The sequence below is a fragment of the Erythrobacter sp. HKB08 genome, assembly GCF_004114695.1.
Classification (GTDB): domain Bacteria; phylum Pseudomonadota; class Alphaproteobacteria; order Sphingomonadales; family Sphingomonadaceae; genus Parerythrobacter_A.
This window is the reverse complement of the sequence record NZ_CP035310.1, coordinates 1,696,382-1,714,003: the sequence shown is the minus strand read 5'-3', so window position 1 is coordinate 1,714,003 and position 17,622 is coordinate 1,696,382. Positions and strand designations below refer to the sequence as shown.

The 17,622-nt window shown below is 63.6% G+C and carries 20 protein-coding genes and 1 tRNA gene; 6 read left to right on the top strand and 15 right to left on the bottom strand.

The window, feature by feature from the left end; all coding sequences use genetic code 11:
- Positions 1-114: 114 nt before the first annotated feature.
- Both EO245_RS08240 and EO245_RS08235 read right to left on the bottom strand, forming a co-directional pair.
- Positions 115-399 carry a hypothetical protein gene (locus EO245_RS08240; protein ID WP_128892466.1) on the bottom strand — a complete coding sequence of 95 codons (285 nt, stop codon included), beginning with the start codon at positions 397-399 and terminating at the stop codon, positions 115-117.
- A gap of 29 nt (positions 400-428) precedes the next feature.
- The gene (locus EO245_RS08235) at positions 429-1,820 is read right to left on the bottom strand and encodes a short-chain fatty acyl-CoA regulator family protein (RefSeq protein ID WP_128892465.1); all 1,392 of its coding nucleotides are present in this window, start codon (positions 1,818-1,820) and stop codon (positions 429-431) included.
- Positions 1,821-1,971: 151 nt separating this feature from the next.
- On the opposite strand from EO245_RS08235, the gene EO245_RS08230 reads away from it, so the two are divergent.
- The 3 genes from EO245_RS08230 to EO245_RS08225 all read left to right on the top strand — a co-directional run bounded on the left by EO245_RS08230 (position 1,972) and on the right by EO245_RS08225 (position 4,433).
- Complete coding sequence (locus EO245_RS08230) at positions 1,972-3,570, top strand: isocitrate lyase (RefSeq protein WP_128892464.1); 1,599 nt, start codon at positions 1,972-1,974, stop codon at positions 3,568-3,570.
- Positions 3,571-3,638: 68 nt separating this feature from the next.
- On the top strand, positions 3,639-3,806 hold the full coding sequence (locus EO245_RS13395) for a hypothetical protein (RefSeq protein ID WP_164931288.1): 168 nt from the start codon (positions 3,639-3,641) through the stop codon (positions 3,804-3,806).
- Positions 3,807-3,947: 141 nt separating this feature from the next.
- On the top strand, positions 3,948-4,433 hold the full coding sequence (locus EO245_RS08225; RefSeq protein WP_128892463.1) for a hypothetical protein: 486 nt from the start codon (positions 3,948-3,950) through the stop codon (positions 4,431-4,433).
- 3 nt (positions 4,434-4,436) lie between these two features.
- On the opposite strand, the gene EO245_RS08220 is transcribed toward EO245_RS08225, so the two are convergent.
- On the bottom strand, positions 4,437-5,765 hold the full coding sequence (locus EO245_RS08220; RefSeq protein WP_128892462.1) for an amidohydrolase: 1,329 nt from the start codon (positions 5,763-5,765) through the stop codon (positions 4,437-4,439).
- Positions 5,766-5,854: 89 nt separating this feature from the next.
- On the bottom strand, positions 5,855-7,654 hold the full coding sequence (locus tag EO245_RS08215; RefSeq protein WP_199798637.1) for an SLC13 family permease: 1,800 nt from the start codon (positions 7,652-7,654) through the stop codon (positions 5,855-5,857).
- A 117-nt stretch (positions 7,655-7,771) separates the two neighbouring features.
- Here EO245_RS08215 and EO245_RS08210 point away from each other — a divergent pair, with 117 nt between their 5' ends.
- Complete coding sequence (locus EO245_RS08210) at positions 7,772-8,821, top strand: alcohol dehydrogenase catalytic domain-containing protein (protein ID WP_128892461.1); 1,050 nt, start codon at positions 7,772-7,774, stop codon at positions 8,819-8,821.
- Between the two features lie 12 nt (positions 8,822-8,833).
- Here the strand turns inward: EO245_RS08210 and EO245_RS08205 are convergent.
- The 4 genes from EO245_RS08205 to efp all read right to left on the bottom strand — a co-directional run bounded on the left by EO245_RS08205 (position 8,834) and on the right by efp (position 10,743).
- Positions 8,834-8,918 (bottom strand) — tRNA-Leu (locus EO245_RS08205).
- Positions 8,919-8,961: 43 nt separating this feature from the next.
- The gene (locus tag EO245_RS08200) at positions 8,962-9,783 is read right to left on the bottom strand and encodes an inositol monophosphatase family protein (RefSeq protein WP_128892460.1); all 822 of its coding nucleotides are present in this window, start codon (positions 9,781-9,783) and stop codon (positions 8,962-8,964) included.
- Between the two features lie 17 nt (positions 9,784-9,800).
- Positions 9,801-10,154, bottom strand: coding sequence for a hypothetical protein (locus EO245_RS08195; protein ID WP_128892459.1), 354 nt, complete (start codon positions 10,152-10,154; stop codon positions 9,801-9,803).
- A gap of 25 nt (positions 10,155-10,179) precedes the next feature.
- On the bottom strand, positions 10,180-10,743 hold the full coding sequence (gene efp / locus EO245_RS08190) for an elongation factor P (protein ID WP_128892458.1): 564 nt from the start codon (positions 10,741-10,743) through the stop codon (positions 10,180-10,182).
- 131 nt (positions 10,744-10,874) lie between these two features.
- Here efp and EO245_RS08185 point away from each other — a divergent pair, with 131 nt between their 5' ends.
- Positions 10,875-11,255, top strand: a complete 381-nt coding sequence (locus tag EO245_RS08185; protein ID WP_234026856.1) for an elongation factor P — start codon at positions 10,875-10,877, stop codon at positions 11,253-11,255.
- Positions 11,256-11,258: 3 nt separating this feature from the next.
- Here the strand turns inward: EO245_RS08185 and EO245_RS08180 are convergent, their stop codons facing one another.
- From EO245_RS08180 to thiE, 3 genes are read right to left on the bottom strand one after another with little or no spacing between them, the layout of a single operon-like run.
- Positions 11,259-11,957 carry a M23 family metallopeptidase gene (locus tag EO245_RS08180; RefSeq protein ID WP_128892457.1) on the bottom strand — a complete coding sequence of 233 codons (699 nt, stop codon included), beginning with the start codon at positions 11,955-11,957 and terminating at the stop codon, positions 11,259-11,261.
- A gap of 17 nt (positions 11,958-11,974) precedes the next feature.
- Positions 11,975-13,198 carry a L,D-transpeptidase family protein gene (locus EO245_RS08175; protein WP_128892456.1) on the bottom strand — a complete coding sequence of 408 codons (1,224 nt, stop codon included), beginning with the start codon at positions 13,196-13,198 and terminating at the stop codon, positions 11,975-11,977.
- A 54-nt stretch (positions 13,199-13,252) separates the two neighbouring features.
- On the bottom strand, positions 13,253-13,885 hold the full coding sequence (thiE, locus tag EO245_RS08170) for a thiamine phosphate synthase (protein WP_128892455.1): 633 nt from the start codon (positions 13,883-13,885) through the stop codon (positions 13,253-13,255).
- A gap of 170 nt (positions 13,886-14,055) precedes the next feature.
- On the opposite strand from thiE, the gene EO245_RS13390 reads away from it, so the two are divergent.
- A complete protein-coding gene (locus EO245_RS13390; RefSeq protein WP_164931286.1) occupies positions 14,056-14,229 on the top strand; it encodes a hypothetical protein in 174 nt (57 codons plus the stop codon).
- 76 nt (positions 14,230-14,305) lie between these two features.
- Here EO245_RS13390 and EO245_RS08165 read toward each other — a convergent pair whose 3' ends face one another.
- The 4 genes from EO245_RS08165 to pgk form a co-directional block, all read right to left on the bottom strand.
- Positions 14,306-15,199 (bottom strand): fructose bisphosphate aldolase, encoded by an 894-nt coding sequence (locus EO245_RS08165; RefSeq protein ID WP_128892454.1) that lies wholly within the window; start codon positions 15,197-15,199, stop codon positions 14,306-14,308.
- A 124-nt stretch (positions 15,200-15,323) separates the two neighbouring features.
- On the bottom strand, positions 15,324-15,962 hold the full coding sequence (locus EO245_RS08160) for a 2OG-Fe(II) oxygenase family protein (protein WP_128892453.1): 639 nt from the start codon (positions 15,960-15,962) through the stop codon (positions 15,324-15,326).
- Positions 15,963-15,964: 2 nt separating this feature from the next.
- Positions 15,965-16,417, bottom strand: coding sequence for a PaaI family thioesterase (locus tag EO245_RS08155; protein ID WP_128892452.1), 453 nt, complete (start codon positions 16,415-16,417; stop codon positions 15,965-15,967).
- Positions 16,414-17,613: a phosphoglycerate kinase gene (gene pgk / locus EO245_RS08150; RefSeq protein WP_128892451.1), complete on the bottom strand. Its 1,200-nt coding sequence runs from the start codon at positions 17,611-17,613 to the stop codon at positions 16,414-16,416. Before pgk ends, EO245_RS08155 begins: the two co-directional genes overlap by 4 nt.
- Positions 17,614-17,622: the final 9 nt, after the last annotated feature.

Here is a 17,622-nt window from a genome sequence, read left to right as displayed (position 1 = left end):
GGATGCTCCTTCAACTGGAGCACCGGACTAGGGGCAAGAAGTGAAATGTCGGTAAATTTTACAGCAGCCGCAAACGCGCAGTCTGCGGGCGCTTCAGAAGTTAACGCGGGATTATCACCCGCCGGTGACTTCGTCGGCAACGTCCTCGGCTGCCTCGCCGACCGATTGCGCGGCATCGCCGACTTCATTTGCCGCTTCGGCGACAGCATTGTCCTTGGCGATCTCGGCACCGCCCATCTGGTTCAGGACGATGATACCGCCCACGACCGCGACGAGCAGGATGACGAGGAAGATCCACTTGCCAGCGCCGCCGCCCTCCTTCCGATCGGTATAAACCGTTGTCGAACTGTGCGTATTTCCGTGTTCGTCAGTCGTAACCGTAGTGCGTTCTTCGGTCATAACGTCCTCCTTCACAGGTCCGGTCTTTCCTATTCCGGTCCATCACGGCCAAATACGAACGGCGTGACACCGCGTTCCATGCGATCGAATTGCAATTTCGCACCTATCGGCGGCAGCGAGCGCTGGCGGCAGTCCATTCGATGACAGTTCGCACACCCAAGCCCGATCGGTTGCGCATCGCTTTCTGCGAGAGACAGGCCGCGTGCCATGGCGAGGTCACCGGCAATTTTGGCATCGATGCCGAGCACGATGGCAAAGCGCGACTCCCCGCTGGTGCCGCTGCCATCGACTGCCCTTGCCATCGTCAGCCAGTGCCCCGACCCGGCACTGCGCGATTCCACGCGGACGGGTTGCACGCAGATCGTGCCTGCGCGCTCGAAGGCCTGGTGGATGACCCACAGCGGACAGGTCGCATCGCCTTCGAGCAGCTGGGTGCCGGAAGCGCCGGCGAACCGCTTGGACATCTGCCCGGCCCGATCGATGCGTGCCATGAAGAAAGGCATTCCCCTCTGCCCCACGCGCTGGAGGGTGGTGAGGCGATGGGCGAGTTGTTCGAAACTGACACCGAAACGGCGCTGCAGCACCGTCAGGTCGTAACCGGTCGCTTCGCATGCGCGCAGGAAGCGGCTGTACGGCATCAGCAGCGCAGCGGCGAAATAGCCGTACAGATGCCGCTCGAACAAGCGCCTGGCCGGTTCGCTCGTCAGCTGCGAGCCGGCGACAATCTGCTCGATCCGGTCCTGCGCTTCGAACTGGCCGATCTGCAGCGCGACCTGGAAAGCACGCGAGGCAGGTGTGAGCATCTCGGACAATTGCAGTTGCCGCGCGTGCAGGTCGAGCCTGCGAACGGCCGACGGCATGACTTCGCGCGGGAGAATGCGGATCGCGAGCTGGTGATTGGTCCGCAAACGCTCCGCCAAGGCGACGCCGATATCGCCGCGTGACAGGCGCATCTCGTCGGACAGCAATTCCGCTTGTTCGTCCAGCTCCGCGAAGTGGTTGCGCCAGCGCTCGATCTCGTGACGCGACTGGATCAGTGGATCGTCCACCCGTGTCGCGGCTTCTCCCGACTGGTCGTAAAGCCGGGCAAAGGCGGCTGCGAACTGGGGAACCGACGCCAGCGCTTCGACTGCCTCGTCACGATCCAGCCCGAGATCGCCGAAACGCTCGTCTGCGAGGCGACGGGCAAGGCCCTCGATCCCGCCGATTGCCTCGTCCTCGCGCAAGCTGCGCGGGTCGAACTCGAATGCGTCGACGACCTGCATCAGGACCCGCGCCGAGAGCGGACGCTGATTGCGCTCGATAAGATTGAGGTAGCTCGGCGAGATCGACAGGCGCGCCGCCATCGCGGCCTGCGTCAGCCCCTCCCGCTTGCGCAAGCGGCGCATGGCGGGTCCGGCAAAGAGTGCGCTTTCAGCCATTGGATGTAACTTTCTTTACAACCTTACAGCCGATATTGGCAATTCACTGGGCGTTAGACAAGAAAGTTTGTAATTTTCTCTATCAGAATCGCCCGCCGACCCGCATCTTCTCCTCAACGGCCCCGTTGCCGACCGAATCCAGGAGAAGACCATGACCTACCAGACGCAGATCGACGCCCTCGGAAAGACCATCGGCCAGGCCGGTGCGCCGTGGAACGCCATCGACGCGGAGAGCGCTGCCCGCATGCGCGTCCAGAACCGCTTCCCGACCGGCCTCGACATCGCGAAGTACACCGCGAAGATCATGCGCCAGGACATGGATGCCTATGACGCCGATCCGGCTGCCTACACCCAGTCGCTCGGTTGCTGGCACGGGTTCATCGGCCAGCAGAAGATGATTTCCATCAAGAAGCATTTCGGCACCACCAAGCGCAAGTACCTCTACCTGTCGGGCTGGATGGTTGCCGCGCTGCGCAGCGACTTCGGTCCGCTGCCGGACCAGTCGATGCACGAGAAGACCAGCGTCCCTGCGCTGATCGAAGAGCTCTACACCTTCCTCAAGCAGGCCGACGCACGCGAACTCGGCATGATGTTCCGTGCCCTTGACGACGCTCGTGAAGCTGGCGACGAGCTCGAAGCCAAGCGCCTCGAGACGGCGATCGACAATCACGAAACGCACGTCGTTCCGATCATCGCCGACATCGATGCAGGCTTCGGTAACGCCGAGGCGACCTACCTGCTCGCCAAGAAGATGATCGAAGCGGGTGCCTGCGCCCTGCAGATCGAGAACCAGGTGTCGGACGAAAAGCAGTGCGGCCACCAGGACGGCAAGGTCACGGTCCCGCACGAGGACTTCCTCCAGAAGATCCGCGCAATCCGTTACGCCTTCCTCGAGCTCGGTGTTGAAGACGGCATCATCGTCGCCCGTACCGACAGCCTCGGTGCCGGCCTGACGAAGCAGATCGCCTATTCGACCGAGCCGGGCGACCTCGGCGACCAGTACAACAGCTTCCTCGATGCGGACGAAGTCGATCCGGCCAATGTCACCAACGGCCAGGTTTTCATCAGCCGCGACGGCAAGCTGCTGGCTCCCAAGCGCCTGCCCTCGAACCTCTACCAGTTCCGTCCGGGCACGGGTGAAGATCGCGTCGTCCTCGACTGCATTACTTCGCTCCAGAACGGCGCGGACCTGCTGTGGATCGAAACCGAGAAGCCGCATGTCGAGCAGATCGCAGGCATGGTCGACCGCATCCGCGAAGTCGTGCCGAACGCGAAGCTGGTCTACAACAACTCGCCGAGCTTCAACTGGACGCTCAACTTCCGCCAGCAGGTGTTCGACGCCTGGCAGGAAGAAGGCAAGGACGTGTCGGTTTACGAGCGCGACAAGCTCATGGCTGCTGAATACGACGGCACCGAGCTGGCGCAGCAGGCCGACGAGAAGATCCGCACCTTCCAGGCAGATGCCGCCAAGCGTGCCGGCATCTTCCACCACCTGATCACGCTGCCGACCTATCACACGGCCGCGCTGAGCACCGACAACCTCGCCAAGCGCTACTTCGGTGAGGAAGGCATGCTCGGCTACGTCCAGCAGGTCCAGCGCCGCGAGATCCGCGAAGGCATCGCCTGCGTGAAGCACCAGAACATGGCCGGTTCCGACATCGGCGATGATCACAAGGAATACTTCGCCGGTGAAGCTGCTCTCAAGGCAGGCGGCAAGGACAACACTATGAACCAGTTCGAGGCTGCATAACGCAGCCCGCTGGGAACCAGTTCGAGGCTGCCCCGGGCACCTCAGAAAAGGCCGGAAAGGAGGCCGATATGACGACCGAAGCGAAACCTGAACCGGGACGGGCACGCGCCCTGCTCTCCACCGCCGACTTCAGGCTCCTGCGCACGGCGCTTGCCGCCTACGCCAAGACGACAGACGACCGCGAGGAACTCGCGAAGATCAACGCCCTGCATCACCGCCTCGGCACCTACAGCTAGGGCGCTGCACCAAGTCTCCTGGGGAGGAGATACGGCCGTCGGAGCATAGCGCTCCGGCGGCCGTCAAATTATCGGGCCGGCAAGATCCCCTTAACCATAGTCGCGAGAGCATGGTTAACGCGGCGGTTGTAAGCGCCCCTCATGGCAAAGCGGCAGAAAAGCTGGTCGAAGGACCTCAAGATGTATCGCCATTTCGCGATCGTCACTGTCGCGCTTACCGGCGGCATCGCGATCATGGGCGACAGCGCGAAACGCGAGGCGGTTGCCAAGCAAGCAGACAATGTCGCGGTAGCCGTGCGCGAGGTAGAAGCACCGAAGCTTACGATCAAGGCCAGCGGCGTGAGCAGGCAGAACGGCTCGTCCTATTCTTCTTCCGGCGGGTATTCCGGCCCGTTCGAGTTCGAAGCGCGCGGCCTGCGAAGCGGCACGACCCCGGCTTGGGTGAAGAAGCTCGAAGCGCTCGGCATCACCCTCGAGCAGTTCCAGGCAATGTCGCACGAACAGCAGGAAGCCCTGCTGCGCATGATCAATGCGAATGTGAATCCGGAAGACGACGAGCGCCAGATCCAGTCGGCCTCGTTCGCTTCGCTCGAACGATCGGGCGGCGGCGAGGCGACCGACTTCTAGGCCTTATCCGCCCGACTGCGGCTTGAGCAGGTCGAGCGTGGCGCTCGCCAGCGCCTCGGCACCGGTGGCAACGACCTTTTCCGCATCTGGCGACCAGAACGGGCTGTGGAGCGACGGCAGGCTGCCCTCGCCCGCCTGGGCCTTCTCGAACTGGTCCTGCGGCACCCCGCCGATCCAGAAGATGAGCGATTTCACGCCGTCCGGATCGGCCCGGAGGAACTGGCCGAAATCCTCACCTCCCATGACCGATGGTACCTGCATCACGCGCTCATTGCCGAAGCGCTCGCGGAAACCGGCCATGACGGTCTCGGTGAAGTCGGGCGTGTTGAAGGTCGAGGGCGTGTAGGGATCGGCGACCGTGACGGTCGGCATCTTGTCTTCCGGCATGCCGGCAGCCATCGCCTCGCCCTTCGCAATCCGCGCGATGCCGTCGAGCAGCAGCTTGCGCGATTCATCCGAATAGGAACGCACGGTAAGCTGCAGCTTCGCCTCGTCGGAGATGATGTTGTGCTTGGCGCCCGCGTGGAAGCTGCCGACCGTCACGACAGCCGGATCGAGCGGGCTGCTCTCGCGGCTGACCAGCGTCTGCAGCTTCATCACGATCGCACTGGCGAGCACGATCGGGTCCTTGGTCGTGTGCGGATAGGCACCATGCCCACCGACACCCGGGACGGTGATGTCCACGCTGTCGACATTGGCCAGCGCATAGCCGGGCGAATAGCCGATCATCCCTGCCGGGAACTGCGCCGCGTCATGGAAGGCGAGCACGTAGTCCGGCTTGGGGAAGCGTTCGTAGAGACCGTCTTCGAGCATCGCGAGCGCGCCCTCGCCGAGTTCCTCCGCAGGTTGAAGGATCAGCACCACGGTACCCGACCATTCGTCCTTCCGGTCAACCAGCAATTGCGCCGCGCCGATGAGGCCGGTCATGTGCGTGTCGTGCCCGCAGGCATGCATCACACCCGTCTCGACGCCCGAGGCCGGGGTCGCGACGCGCTTCGAGGCATATTCGAGCCCGGTCTGCTCGATCACCGGAAGTCCGTCCATGTCGGCGCGCAGCATGACGACCGGCCCATCGCCGTTCTTCATCACGCCGACGACGCCGGTCTGGCCGACTTTCTCGGTCGTCTCGAAACCCATTTCGCGGAAGCGCTCGGCGAGCTTGGCGGCAGTCTCGAACTCCTGGAAGCTGAGCTCAGGGTTGGCATGGAGGTCGCGGTAGAGCTCCATCAGCTCGGGCATGTCGGCGGCAAGGTCTGTGCGCAAGTCGTCCGCCTGCGCTGACGGAGCCCAAAGGAGCGTCGCGGCCCCTGCCAGAAGTGCCAGTCTCGTCATGTCTCGTCCCCGTTTCGGTTCTGTGTCCCGACCCTTGTCCGGTCGGTTGGAAAGTTACGCATGTTACGCTGTTCGCGCCTGCTTGCCGGTCACAGCCCGTAGCTGATCACAAGCAGGATGGAGAGCGTCATCACCATCAGCACGACCAGCGGAACACCGGTGCGCACGTAGTCTTTAAAGTCGTAGCTGCCCTCCGCCATTATCAGCATGTTTGTCTGGTAGGCGATCGGCGTCGCATAGCAGAGGTTGCAGCCGAACAGCACGGCGAGGATCAGCGGCTCGGGCGGCAAGTCGAGCTTGTCCGCAATGCTGAAGGCGATCGGCGTACCAACTGTTGCCGCCGTGGCGTTGGACGCGAAGTTCGTCAGCACCGTCACGAATATCATGATCGCGGCAAGGACCGCGGCAGGCGCAAGGCTGCCCAGACCGGCTGCGAGCACCGTGCCGAGCCATTCCGCCGCGCCGCTTTCATCGATGATCCGGCCAAGCGCGATACTGGCTGCGACCAGCACGATGACCTGTGCAGACAGTGCCTTGCCGACGCGGTCGAATTTGACGCAACCGGTCAGGAACATGAGGATCGCACCGGCAAGTGCCGAGATGGCGATCGGGAACAGGCCGATCGATGCCGTGCCGACCGCGCCGCCCATGATTACGGCCGAAAGCAGCGCCTTGGAACGACGCGGAAGCTCGCGCGCACCTTCGAGCATCAGCAGGCTGTCGCTGCGCGCGAATTCCTGCAGGTCGCCCGTGAGGCCCATGACCAGCAGGACGTCGCCTTCACGAATGCGTAGGTCGCCGCCTTCGCTATATTCGTTCTTCTCGCCGAGGATACGTTCCGGGCGGTGGATGCCGAGGACCGCGACGCCGTAAAGATCGGCGATGCCCGAAGTCGGCAGGCTGCGCGAGACGAGGCGCGAATCCGCCGTGACCGTCATCTCGACAACGGTAATGTCCTCGCCGATCTCGCTCGACCGGCGGCGAATACGGTCAAGCACCCAGGTCGGCGCGACTTCGCCGCGCAATGTGCGCATCGCATCCTCGAGAGCTTCGTGCGTGCCCGAGATATTAAGCCGCTGGTCGCGCTCGATCTTGCCCGGGCCGAGGTCGTGGAATTCGATCCCCTCCGGCAGCTGCGGCTGGATGGACCCGCGGTCCTGCCCGATCAGCGCGCTTTCCGGGCCGATCCGAAGGCGGCTGCGGAACCGCCGCTCTGCATGCGAAGTCTCGACCGTGTTGTCATGCAGCATCCGCGGCATGACGAGCCAGATGTACGGCAGCGCCACGAGCGAGGCGGCGAGCACGATCGGCGTGTAGTGGAACACGCCCATACGCTCCATCCCAAGGTCGACCGCGATGGAAACGACGAGGATGTTGGTCGAGGTACCAATGGTCGTGGCAAGCCCGCCGAGCAGCGATGCAGCATTGAGCGGCATCAGCGTCTGCGATGTCGGCAGCGCCCCCTTGGCCGCCAGCGCCGCGAAAATCGGGATGAGCAGGACGAGCACCGGCGTGTTGTTGACGCCCATCGACAACGCGAAGGCGATCAGCAGCGAGAACAGCAGGCCGAGTTGCAGGTTCCACTTGAACACGCCTTCGAGGAAGCGCGCGGCAGGCTCCAGCGCCCCTGTCACGACGAGCCCCCGCCCCATGATCATCAGCGCGCAGATCGTGATCAACGCGTAATGGCCGAAGCCCGAGAAAGCGAGCTGCAACCCGTCGGTCGGGTCGGTGTTCGGCAGCGGGAAGAAATAAAGGCCGACCGCGATGACCGCGATGGTGAGCAGCGAGATGATCTCGATCGACATCCGCCCCCGGATGAAACCGACGAACATCGCGACTGTCACAACCATGGCTGCGATCGCGTGCGGTGATGGAAGGTCGATCATCTACGCCGCCAAGGTTTGCCAACCCCCACCAGCAATTCAAGCGATTTCTGTGCGCAGAGGAAGATGGACAAAGGCATTGCGCTTGGCGCACGGTGCTTTCCCAAGGAGAGGTTACGCATGAAAGCACTGGTGTTCCACGGGCCGCGAGACATTCGCTACGAGAGCTACGACGATCCCGAATTGCGCAGCCCGAACAGCGCGATCCTGAAGGTTTCGTCCTGCTCGATCTGCGGCAGCGACCTTCACATGTACCACGGCGCACATATCGGCAGCACCGAATATGGCGCCGACAGCCCGAAATTCTGCTGCGGTCACGAATTCATCGGCGAAGTGGTCGAAGCCGGGCCCGAGGTTCACAGCTTCAAGGTCGGCGACAAGGTGCTGGCGGCCGGAGGGACCGGCTGTGGCAACTGCCCGGCGTGTAAGACGGGCCGGACGATGGAGTGCCCGGTTGCGACTGCATTCGGCATCGGGCCGGGTCTCGAGGGCGGACAGGCGGAGTATGTCTGCGTCCCCAATGCCGACCGCACGCTCTACTCGACCGACGGGCTGACCGACGACCAGGCGATGCTGCTGACCGATGCAATGGCGACCGCCTATTTCGGCCTGACGCGCGCTGAGCCGAAACCGGGCGGGACTGTCGCGGTCGTCGGCCTCGGCCCGATCGGGCTGATCGGCGTGGAACTGGCCTATGCGCTCGGGGCGGCGCAGGTCATCGCGATCGATCCGGTCGCCTCCCGCCGCGAAATGGCGGAAAAGCTTGGCGCGACGACGCTATCGCCCGGAGTAGACCTGCAGAAGCAGGTACGCGAGTTGACCGGTGGCCGCGGTGCGGATTCGGTCTTCGAAGCCTCGGGCGCAAGCGGTGCCATTGCCAGCGTCCTGCCGATCGTCGCGCATCGCGGAAACGCGAGCTTCATCGGCATTCCCGAGCCGGAGGACACCCTCCCCCTGCCGCTCATCCTGTTCAAGAACGTGACCGTGCGTGGCGGGGTGTGCGACGTGCAGAACATGTGGCCCCATCTCGTCCCGCTTGTGCAGCAGGGCCGCGTGAAAGCCGATGGCCTGTTCAGCCACGATTTCTCGCTATCGGAAGGCGCGGAAGCCTATCGCCTGTTCGACAGCCGTGAGGACGGCGTCGTCAAGGTGCGGATCGCGGTGGACTAGCGCTAAGAAATCTGGTGCCCCTGGCCCGACTCGAACGGGCACTTCCGAAGAAAAGCGATTTTGAGTCGCTCGCGTCTACCGATTCCGCCACAGGGGCACTTCTGCGGGAGCGGCGCGGATAGCCGCGCCGCAAACCGTCATCAAGCCTTAAGCGCTCCGGCCAGCAGCTTGTGGAGCCTGGTGTGAAGCTGGTCGTTCGCCGCAAGGATGGTTTCGTCGTGGATCGGCTGGCTGCGACCGCGATAGTCGCTCACGAAACCGCCCGCCTCGCGCACCAAAAGGCACCCTGCCGCCGTGTCCCAAGGACTGAGCGAGCTTTCCCAGTATCCGTCGAAGCGGCCTGCCGCGACCCAGGCGAGGTCGAGCGAGGCGGCGCCGAAACGGCGGATGCCTGCAACTTCCGGCCCGATCGCGCGGTAGATCTTCGTCCATTCCTCGAAATTGCCGACGCCCTGGAAGGGAATGCCGGTCGCAATCAGCGAATCCGACAGGTTTCGGCGCGAGGATACGCGCAGGCGACCATCGTGCAGCCATGCGCCGCGCGATTTCTCTGCCCAGAAGGTCTCGTCGGTGATCGGCTGGTAGATGCACGCATAGGTCACATCGCCCCAGCCACCGCCGCCGAGCTTGGGTTCCTGCACCGCGATGCTGATCGCGAAATGCGGAATGCCGTGGAGGAAGTTGCTCGTCCCGTCGAGCGGGTCGATGACCCAGCGCGGCTGGTCGGGATCGCCTTCGATCTCGCCCGCTTCCTCGAGCAGGAAGCCCCAGTCGGGGCGCGCGGCCTTGAGCTCGTCGTAGAGCGTGCGTTCGGAGCGCATGTCTGCCTTGGAGACGAAGTCCGCCGGTCCCTTGCGGCTGACCTGCAGGTGCTCGATTTCGCCGAAGTCGCGGCGCAGGCGACCACCCGCCTTGCGCGCGGCGCGTTCCATGACGCGGATTACACCCGGAAGGGCTACCATGATAAAACTACTTCCTGTTAGTCGAGCGCGATCTGGATCGATTGCGCCGTCAATTCGATTTCACCCCAGCCGCTGGCGATATTCGCATAATCGCCGTCGAAGGTAGCGGAATAGATGTCGCTGTAATCGACTTCCTTGCCTTCTTCGGCTTTCGCCTTGCGCAGCCTGAGGTCGTCCATGTCGGCAAAGCGAATGAACCCCTGCCGGAAACAACCGTCCTCGCCCTCTGCCGGTTCCGCATATTTCGGATGGCTTTCCTTCAGGCGGAAATCCATTTCCAGCGTCAGCGAGACATCGTCGTAGATCACTCCGAGGATGTAACTCCCCTCGATATCGATGCCTTCCAGCTTGGGATGACCGGCACCTGCCATGAGCGACCTCCTTGGTGAGAGCGTATCAGCCGGCCTTGCCGACGTAGCTCTGCTCGTAAACGTCAACGATGATGCGCGTGCCGCTTTCGATGTGCGGCGGGACCATGATACGCACGCCATTGTCGAGAACCGCCGGCTTGTAGCTGGAGGAAGCGGTCTGCCCCTTCACCACCGCGTCGGCTTCGACGATTTCGGCTTCGACCTGCTGCGGGAGTTCGACCGAGATCGGCTTTTCTTCCCACAGCTCGAGCTTCACCTGCATGCCGTCCTGCAGGAACGGGCGCGCATCGCCCAGCAGGTCGGACGGCAGGTTGATCTGCTCGTATGTGTTCTGGTCCATGAAAACGAGCATGTCGCCGTCTTCGTAAAGGAACTGATAGTCCGCCGTATCGAGGCGCACTTTCTCGACCGTGTCGGCGCTGCGGAAGCGGACGTTGGTCTTGCGGCCGTCCTGCAGGTTCTTCATCTCGACCTGCATGTAGGCGCCGCCCTTGCCGGGCTGCGTGTGCTGGATCTTGGCGACCTTCCAGATGCCGCCTTCGTATTCGAGAATATTGCCCGGACGGATGTCCACGCCGCTGATCTTCATGGGAAAGAGCCTTCGATAAGGAATTGCGACCGCCACAGGCGGCCTGAATTGGCCCGCGCCTTTAGCCCACCCTTCATTCCGGAGCAAGGCGGCTGGCGCTAGGCGCGCCGCTTCGCTATCCGAAGGTCAGCATGAAGCACGCTCGAATTCTTTCCGCCATCGCCTGCATGGGCACCGCGATCGCCCTCACCGCACCGCTGTCCGCCGTGCCGGGCAGGCTCGGTACGCTGCCGCATGGCGAATACGTCTGTTCGCTCCCGGGCGATGCAGGCGGGCTTGCCTGGCAGGAGTTGCCCGGCAAGGGCTTCGTGGTCGACAATGCCTCGAGCTATCACACCGACGAAGGCTCGGGCACATACCTGCTCGCAGGCGATACGGTGACTTTTACCCGCGGTCCGATGAAGGGCATGCGCTTCGAGCGAATTTCGAGCGGAACGCTGCGGGTCATCGAGAAGGACGGCGAGGCAGGCCGGATGCGCTGCGTGCGCCGCAGCGGGGCGCGCCCCGGCTAAACGCTACCTGTCGGTCAGCAGCGGAAAGGGGTTCACCGCGTTCGCCGGCTCCCACCATTCGGCCTGCTCGGTCGTCTGGAGGATCGCGAAATGCAGGTGAGGCGAGGCATCGTCGGCATTGCCCGATGAGCCGACCGTGCCGAGGCGCTGCCCGCGTCGGACCCGCTGACCTTCCTTCAGCCCCTGCGCATACTCATCGAGATGCGCGTAGTAGTGGATCGTCAGGCGGTCGGGCGAGCGGACGTAGATCGTCTTGCCGCCCGCCTTCGAGGTGAACAGCTTCTCGACCACGCCGGGCGCTGCAGCCACAACGCTCGTCCCGCGCGGAGCCATGATGTCGATCGCTTCATGCATGCGGGCACCGCCGCCACGCGTATCACTGAAAGTGTCGGTGAGATCGCCCGGGCGGATGTTCTTGACCGGCACCATCAGCTGCCGTGCCGTGTCCGCGTCCGGCGTTGCCACCGTCTCGACATCGAGCCCGCCGGCATCGGCCGCATCGGTAGCGCCGGGCTCCATCATGCTGTCGTTGCCGAGTACGATCGGCGGCACCGGGCTCGGCGCGGCCTCCGCCGGGCGGGTGGCAGCGCGCTGGCTGTCCGCCGTGGCGTTCTCGATCAGGGAGCCGCCCGCCACGATCCAGACGGCACTCGTCAGCGTGGCGGTGATGATGATCGTGAGGATACGGTCGACAATCTGCATTTTTCGACTCTAGCCGCTTAGGCTTCGAAAATCACCTGCGTCTGCTGAGAGACCATCCCGGCCAGCCTTGCCGCGTCCCAATTCGTCAAGCGAACACAGCCATGGCTTTGCGCGCGGCCGATGGTTTCGGGCTCGGGCGTGCCGTGGATGCCGTAATGCTCCTTACTGAGATCGATCCAGACGATCCCGACCGGCCCGTTGGGACCCGGCGGCAAGGTGTATTCCTCGCCGTCGCGGCTTCCACCCGAGAGGACTTCCGGGTCGTAGCTGTACGGCGGGTTGTGCGCGATACCGAGGATATCCCATTCGCCCAGCGGCAAAGGAAATTCGCTGGACCCGGAACTGACCGTGAAAAGCGCGACGAGCTTCTCGCCCTGGTAGGCCTTCAGCGTGTCGCCCTTCTTGCTCACGACGATCTTGTCGACTTGCGGTTGGTCGCTGCCGACTCCGAGACTTGCGAGAGTGCGTTGCCAGTCGGCCTTCTCGATCGCGCCCTTGGCGATGCGGTCGCCGCCGATGTTGGGAACGCGGACCTGCTGGCCGGCGGTGAAGAAGCTGGACGATTGTCCCTGCGCCTTCTCGCTAGCACTATCCGATGACGCGGTTTGCGAGACGCCCATTCCGGCGGGCTTGCCCCCTGGATTCAGCTGCTTGAGCACATCGACGGTCGTGTGGAAGCGCTCCGCCAGCCGCTCGTCGAGCGACTTGTAGCCGAGCCGCTCCAGCTTGGCCTTTTCTGCCGTATCTTCCGGAATGTCCGTGTAATCCTGCTCGCCCCAGCTTGCCGGGATCGTCACGACACGCGTTGCCGGAATGCGGTCCCATTCGGCGAGCGCCTGCTTGGTCGCCTCGTCGAGCTTGCCGGTCGTGTCGAGATCGTTCGCTTCCTGGAAACCCATCAGCGCGTTCTCGGTGCTCATGCCCATCTTGCCGTCGATTACGCCCGGGCCGAAACCGATCCGGTCGAGCACGACCTGCGCCTGCATGACCGGGCGCTTCTCGCTGTCGGGGGTGTCTGACTTCTGTGCACTATCGCCGCCACCGTCGCTGGCTTCGGTCATGTAGCGATCGTCGTTGGAGGCCATCGTGTCGGCGAGGTTATCCTCGCTGTAGGTCTCGTAACCGTAATCTGTCTGGGGTTCTGCGGAGGCAGTCGTTTCCGGCTGCTCGGCCTGCTCCGGCGAGCCGCCACATGCGGCAAGGGCGATGGACGATACGGCGATGGTAAGAAGTTTGCGCATGGGTAGCTCCCTCATGAAACGGGGACGCGACCCGCCCCTTCATGAGCACCCAACTCACGCGCTGGCGATTTGCTCCGAAAATGCCTTGATCGCAGCAACTTCGTCGCCGTTCCACACCGAGCCCGACACGGCGAGGAAGTCCGCACCAGCCTCGATCAGGGGCTTGCAATTATCGGGCGTTATGCCGCCGATGGCGACGCAGGGAATTTCGAACAGCTGGGTCCACCATTCGAGCAGGTCGACCTCTGCCCGATGCTCGGTGTCCTTGGTGGTCGAAGGGAAGAAGGCGCCGAAAGCGACATAGTCCGCCCCCGCCTCGCCCGCTTCCATCGCGAGGTGGCGCGAGGCGTGGCAGGTGACGCCGATCTGCGCCTCGCGACCCAATTCCTCGCGCGCCTCTTTCGGATTGCCGTCCTTCTGGCCGAGGTGGACGCCATCTGCCTTCAAGCGCTTCGCCAGTGCGATGCTGTCATTGACGATGAAGGCAACGTCCCGCTCGGCGCAGGTCGCCTGCAGCGGTTCGGCGAGTTTTGCTGCCTCGTGCTGCTCCACACCCTTCACGCGGAACTGGAATGCCGTGACAAGCCCCTCGCCCGCATCGAGCGCGCGGGCGAGACGATCGGGGAAGTCCCCGCCCACATCGAGCGGGGAGATCAGGTACAGCTGGGTTGAGATATCGTCTTGCATCGGCAACGCCTTAACGCCTCGCAGCATAGGCGTCGATAAGCAAAGATCGGTGCGCTCAGCGCGGCCCACGCAATCCACAAGAAGTATAAATGACCTATTTGACAGAGCATGATAGGCCATTTTACTTTCGAATCACCCTGTTTATTTGGGTCTGAAAGGAAAATAAACAAATGGCAAAGAAGTACACCAAGCACGCAGTCATGCTTGCCGCGGTCGCAGGCCTGGCCTTCACCTCGGCACCGGCGATGGCCAGCAAGGACGGCGAATACGGCTACACCCTCGGCTGCCTGTTCGGCTGGCTGTTTCTCGGCCTGACCGAAACCTGCAAGGAACTGCAGCCCTAATACGACGATGGCCGGTCGGCTCACATCAAGAAGGGAGCCGACCGGCCAGCGTTTCAGATTTAGCTTTTTTGTCTGATCAACCCGCGACGCTGGCTGCGTAGATCTCGTCGATTGCGCTTTCGAGCGCCTCGTCGAACTGCTTGTCGTCCATCTGCTGGCGCAGTTCCTCGAGCAGCGCGCGGCTGAAGCTGGCGATCATGCCGCCGTTCTTCGCGAGCTCGCTGCATGCCTCGTCGCGCGAATAGCCGCCCGACAGCGCCACGACGCGCAGCACCTTGGGATGCTCGGTCAGCGCCTTGTAGGTGTTCGGCTCGGCCGGGATGGTCAGCTTCCACATGACCTGCTTGCCTTCAGGCACGCGCTCGAGCTGTTCGAGTGCGCTCGAGAGCAGCATGGATTCCGCTTCGGCGCGGGTCTCGCTCTTCAGGCTCACTTCCGGCTCGAGGATCGGGACGAGGCCGTTGCCGAGGATCTGGAGACCGAAGTCCATCTGCTGGCGAACGTTCGCGGCAATGCCCTCTGCATTCGCGTCGTGAATGACCGAGCGCATCTTGGTGCCGAACACGCCGAGTTCCTTCGCCCGCGCGCAGTTCGCGTCGAGTTCCGGCATCTCCTTCATCAGCTGCACGCCGTTCTCGGTGTCGTGCATGCCCTTGTCGACCTTGAGGAACGGGACGATGCCCTTGGCGCGCAGCTTGTGCGGGATCGGCGAGCCGTCTTGCGTGCAGCCTTCCATGGTCTTTTCGAACAGGATCGCCCCGACGACCTTCTCGCCGGTGAAAGCCGGGCTTTCGACGATGCGGCAGCGCATTTCGTGGATCTTGGCGAACATTTCCTCGTCGCCGTTCCATTCGTCGTCCTCGACGCCGTAGCCGCGAAGCGCCTTGGGGGTCGAACCGCCCGACTGGTCGAGCGCGGCGATGAAGCCGTCACCGGTTGCGATCTTGGCGGTCATTTCGTCGAAATTCATGGATGATCCTCGTCGTGAAACTTGTCCGTGCATACGAATGCACGCGCCGCGCCTCTAACGCGCAGCGGTGCCGCCCGCAACCGTCCCCGGCGAGCTTTCGCACCCTTTTCGAGATGCGCGTCCATCAGCCCCGCTTCAGCACCGGGATGAGGTTGATCGCGATGGAAATGCGCGTGCCTTGGCCGAGAAACGCGCGCACCGCGTGCTGGAGCCAGCTGGGGAACATCACGATCATGCCGGTTCGCGGACGCACCAGCACCTCGTTCTGCTGCGCATCGCCGCCCTCGCCCCGCATTCGCAGGTCGGGTGCAGTCATGCGCACCATCGGCATGCGCGGGTCGAGCAACTGCAGTTCGCCGCCGAGTTCCGGGTTCTCGTCCCCGTCATAGCCATCGTCGACATAGGCGACCGCCGACCAGTAGCTGCCGGGGTGGAAGTGATACTGGTTGGCATTGCCCTTGCCGCTGACATTTGCCCACATCTCGGGGTGCCAGGTGAAGCGGCTGTCATCTGGGCTGCGCACGTCGAGCGTCTGCGCATCGGCAAGCTGCATCGCCTTCAGTGCAAGCGCCCGCGCGGCCTCGCCGCCCCAATCGAGCATCTGCGTGTTGGAATGCCATCCGCCGATATTGGAAATGCTGACGCCGTCAGCGTCGCGCGCATGCTCCGCCTCGATCGCATCGCGCAGCATCCGCAGCCCCTCTTCGCTCTGCAACGTGTCGATCACGAAGGGAGTGGCGAAGAGGTGGCGCGTTTCCGGCATGGTCAGCGGCGGATTTTCCGGATGATGCCGGTGAAGCTCAACACCGGCTTGCCGTCCGCGGTTACGATCCCGCGGGCATAGACGGTCTTGCCCCCTGCCCGCGTGACCTGTCCGCGCGCCTCGATCAGCTGCCCGACGCGCGCGGCATCGAGGAAATCGCTGGTCATGCTCATGGTGACGCCATGCGATCCGTCCATCGCCTCGCGGGCAATCGAGAAGATCGCGCTGTCGGCGAAGGTCATCAGGCAACCGCCGTGCATGAAGCCCGCACCGTTCATGTGGCGCGGCTCTGCCCGGAAGGCGACAACCGGCTCGCCGTTCTCGTCGAGCTTTTCGTAGAAGGGTCCGGCGCGTTCCTCGAACGCATCGCCCTGCCAGCATTTCCAGCCGGCGAACTCGCCCTCGGTTACGGTGACCAGCCCGCCGGAAGCGCCGACGGCTTCGTTCTCGCTCATGCCTGCAGAGCCTTCACGCCGGGCAGCTCCTTGCCTTCCATCCATTCGAGGAACGCGCCGCCAGCCGTTGAAATATAGGAGAAATCGCCCGCGACACCGGCATGCATGAGAGCAGCCACCGTATCGCCGCCGCCGGCGACCGACTTGAGCGAGCCGTCCTGCGTCAGGGCAGCCGCGGTGCGCGCCAGCGAGACCGTCGCCGCGTCGAACGGCTCGGTCTCGAAGGCGCCGAGCGGACCGTTCCAGACCAGCGTGCGGCAGGTCTTAAGAACGTCGGCCAGCGCCTCGACCGCCTGCGGGCCGATGTCGAGAATCATCTCGTCGCTCGAGACTTCGTGCACGTTGCAGGTGCGCAGCGACGGCGGGTTTGCGGCGAATTCCTTCGCTACCACGACGTCATAAGGCAGATGCACCGTGCAGCCGGCGTGGTCGGCCTTGTCCATGATGGCGTTGGCGGTGTCGGTCAGGTCGTGCTCGCACAGCGACTTGCCGACATCGACCCCGCGCGCGGCGAGGAAGGTATTGGCCATACCGCCGCCGATGATCAGGTGCTGCACCTTGCCGACGAGGTTCTGAAGCACGTCGAGCTTTGTCGATACCTTCGCCCCGCCGACGACTGCCGCCACCGGCTGCTCCGGATTGCCGAGCGCGGCGTCGAGCGCCTTGAGTTCGGCTTCCATCGCCCTGCCCGCATAGGCCGGGAGGTGGTGCGCCAGCCCCTCGGTCGAGGCATGCGCGCGGTGCGCAGCGGAAAAGGCGTCATTGACGTAGAAATCGCCATGCGCGGCGATACCCTTGGCGAACTCGGGATCGTTGGCTTCTTCGCCCGGCCAGAAGCGCACGTTGTCGAGCAGGCCGATATCGCCATTGCGCAGAATGCCAAGCGACTGTTCGACCACCGGTCCCATGACCTCGGGCACGAACATGATTTCCTTCCCGAGCACTTCCTCGACATCGCCCTGCACGAAGCTGGTGCTCATGGTCGAGTGACGCTGGCCCTTGGGCCGCCCGAAATGCGCGAGGAGCAGGACTTTCGCCCCGCGATCGCACAGTTCGAGAATGGTCGGCTTGACCGCTTCGACGCGGGTTACGTCGGTCGCCGAGCCGTCCTTCATCGGCAGGTTCAGGTCGACGCGCACCAGCGCGACCTTGCCGGTGATATCGCCAAGGTCGTCGAGGGTTTTGAAGTTCGCCATTGCTTTGCC

Coding starts and splice junctions, on each gene's coding strand:
- EO245_RS08240 (WP_128892466.1), bottom strand. CDS start 399: ATGACCGAAGAACGCACTACGGTTACGACTGACGAACACGGAAATACG.
- EO245_RS08235 (WP_128892465.1), bottom strand. CDS start 1,820: ATGGCTGAAAGCGCACTCTTTGCCGGACCCGCCATGCGCCGCTTGCGC.
- EO245_RS08230 (WP_128892464.1), top strand. CDS start 1,972: ATGACCTACCAGACGCAGATCGACGCCCTCGGAAAGACCATCGGCCAG.
- EO245_RS13395 (WP_164931288.1), top strand. CDS start 3,639: ATGACGACCGAAGCGAAACCTGAACCGGGACGGGCACGCGCCCTGCTC.
- EO245_RS08225 (WP_128892463.1), top strand. CDS start 3,948: ATGGCAAAGCGGCAGAAAAGCTGGTCGAAGGACCTCAAGATGTATCGC.
- EO245_RS08220 (WP_128892462.1), bottom strand. CDS start 5,765: ATGACGAGACTGGCACTTCTGGCAGGGGCCGCGACGCTCCTTTGGGCT.
- EO245_RS08215 (WP_199798637.1), bottom strand. CDS start 7,654: ATGATCGACCTTCCATCACCGCACGCGATCGCAGCCATGGTTGTGACA.
- EO245_RS08210 (WP_128892461.1), top strand. CDS start 7,772: ATGAAAGCACTGGTGTTCCACGGGCCGCGAGACATTCGCTACGAGAGC.
- EO245_RS08200 (WP_128892460.1), bottom strand. CDS start 9,783: ATGGTAGCCCTTCCGGGTGTAATCCGCGTCATGGAACGCGCCGCGCGC.
- EO245_RS08195 (WP_128892459.1), bottom strand. CDS start 10,154: ATGGCAGGTGCCGGTCATCCCAAGCTGGAAGGCATCGATATCGAGGGG.
- efp (WP_128892458.1), bottom strand. CDS start 10,743: ATGAAGATCAGCGGCGTGGACATCCGTCCGGGCAATATTCTCGAATAC.
- EO245_RS08185 (WP_234026856.1), top strand. CDS start 10,875: ATGAAGCACGCTCGAATTCTTTCCGCCATCGCCTGCATGGGCACCGCG.
- EO245_RS08180 (WP_128892457.1), bottom strand. CDS start 11,957: ATGCAGATTGTCGACCGTATCCTCACGATCATCATCACCGCCACGCTG.
- EO245_RS08175 (WP_128892456.1), bottom strand. CDS start 13,198: ATGCGCAAACTTCTTACCATCGCCGTATCGTCCATCGCCCTTGCCGCA.
- thiE (WP_128892455.1), bottom strand. CDS start 13,885: ATGCAAGACGATATCTCAACCCAGCTGTACCTGATCTCCCCGCTCGAT.
- EO245_RS13390 (WP_164931286.1), top strand. CDS start 14,056: ATGGCAAAGAAGTACACCAAGCACGCAGTCATGCTTGCCGCGGTCGCA.
- EO245_RS08165 (WP_128892454.1), bottom strand. CDS start 15,199: ATGAATTTCGACGAAATGACCGCCAAGATCGCAACCGGTGACGGCTTC.
- EO245_RS08160 (WP_128892453.1), bottom strand. CDS start 15,962: ATGCCGGAAACGCGCCACCTCTTCGCCACTCCCTTCGTGATCGACACG.
- EO245_RS08155 (WP_128892452.1), bottom strand. CDS start 16,417: ATGAGCGAGAACGAAGCCGTCGGCGCTTCCGGCGGGCTGGTCACCGTA.
- pgk (WP_128892451.1), bottom strand. CDS start 17,613: ATGGCGAACTTCAAAACCCTCGACGACCTTGGCGATATCACCGGCAAG.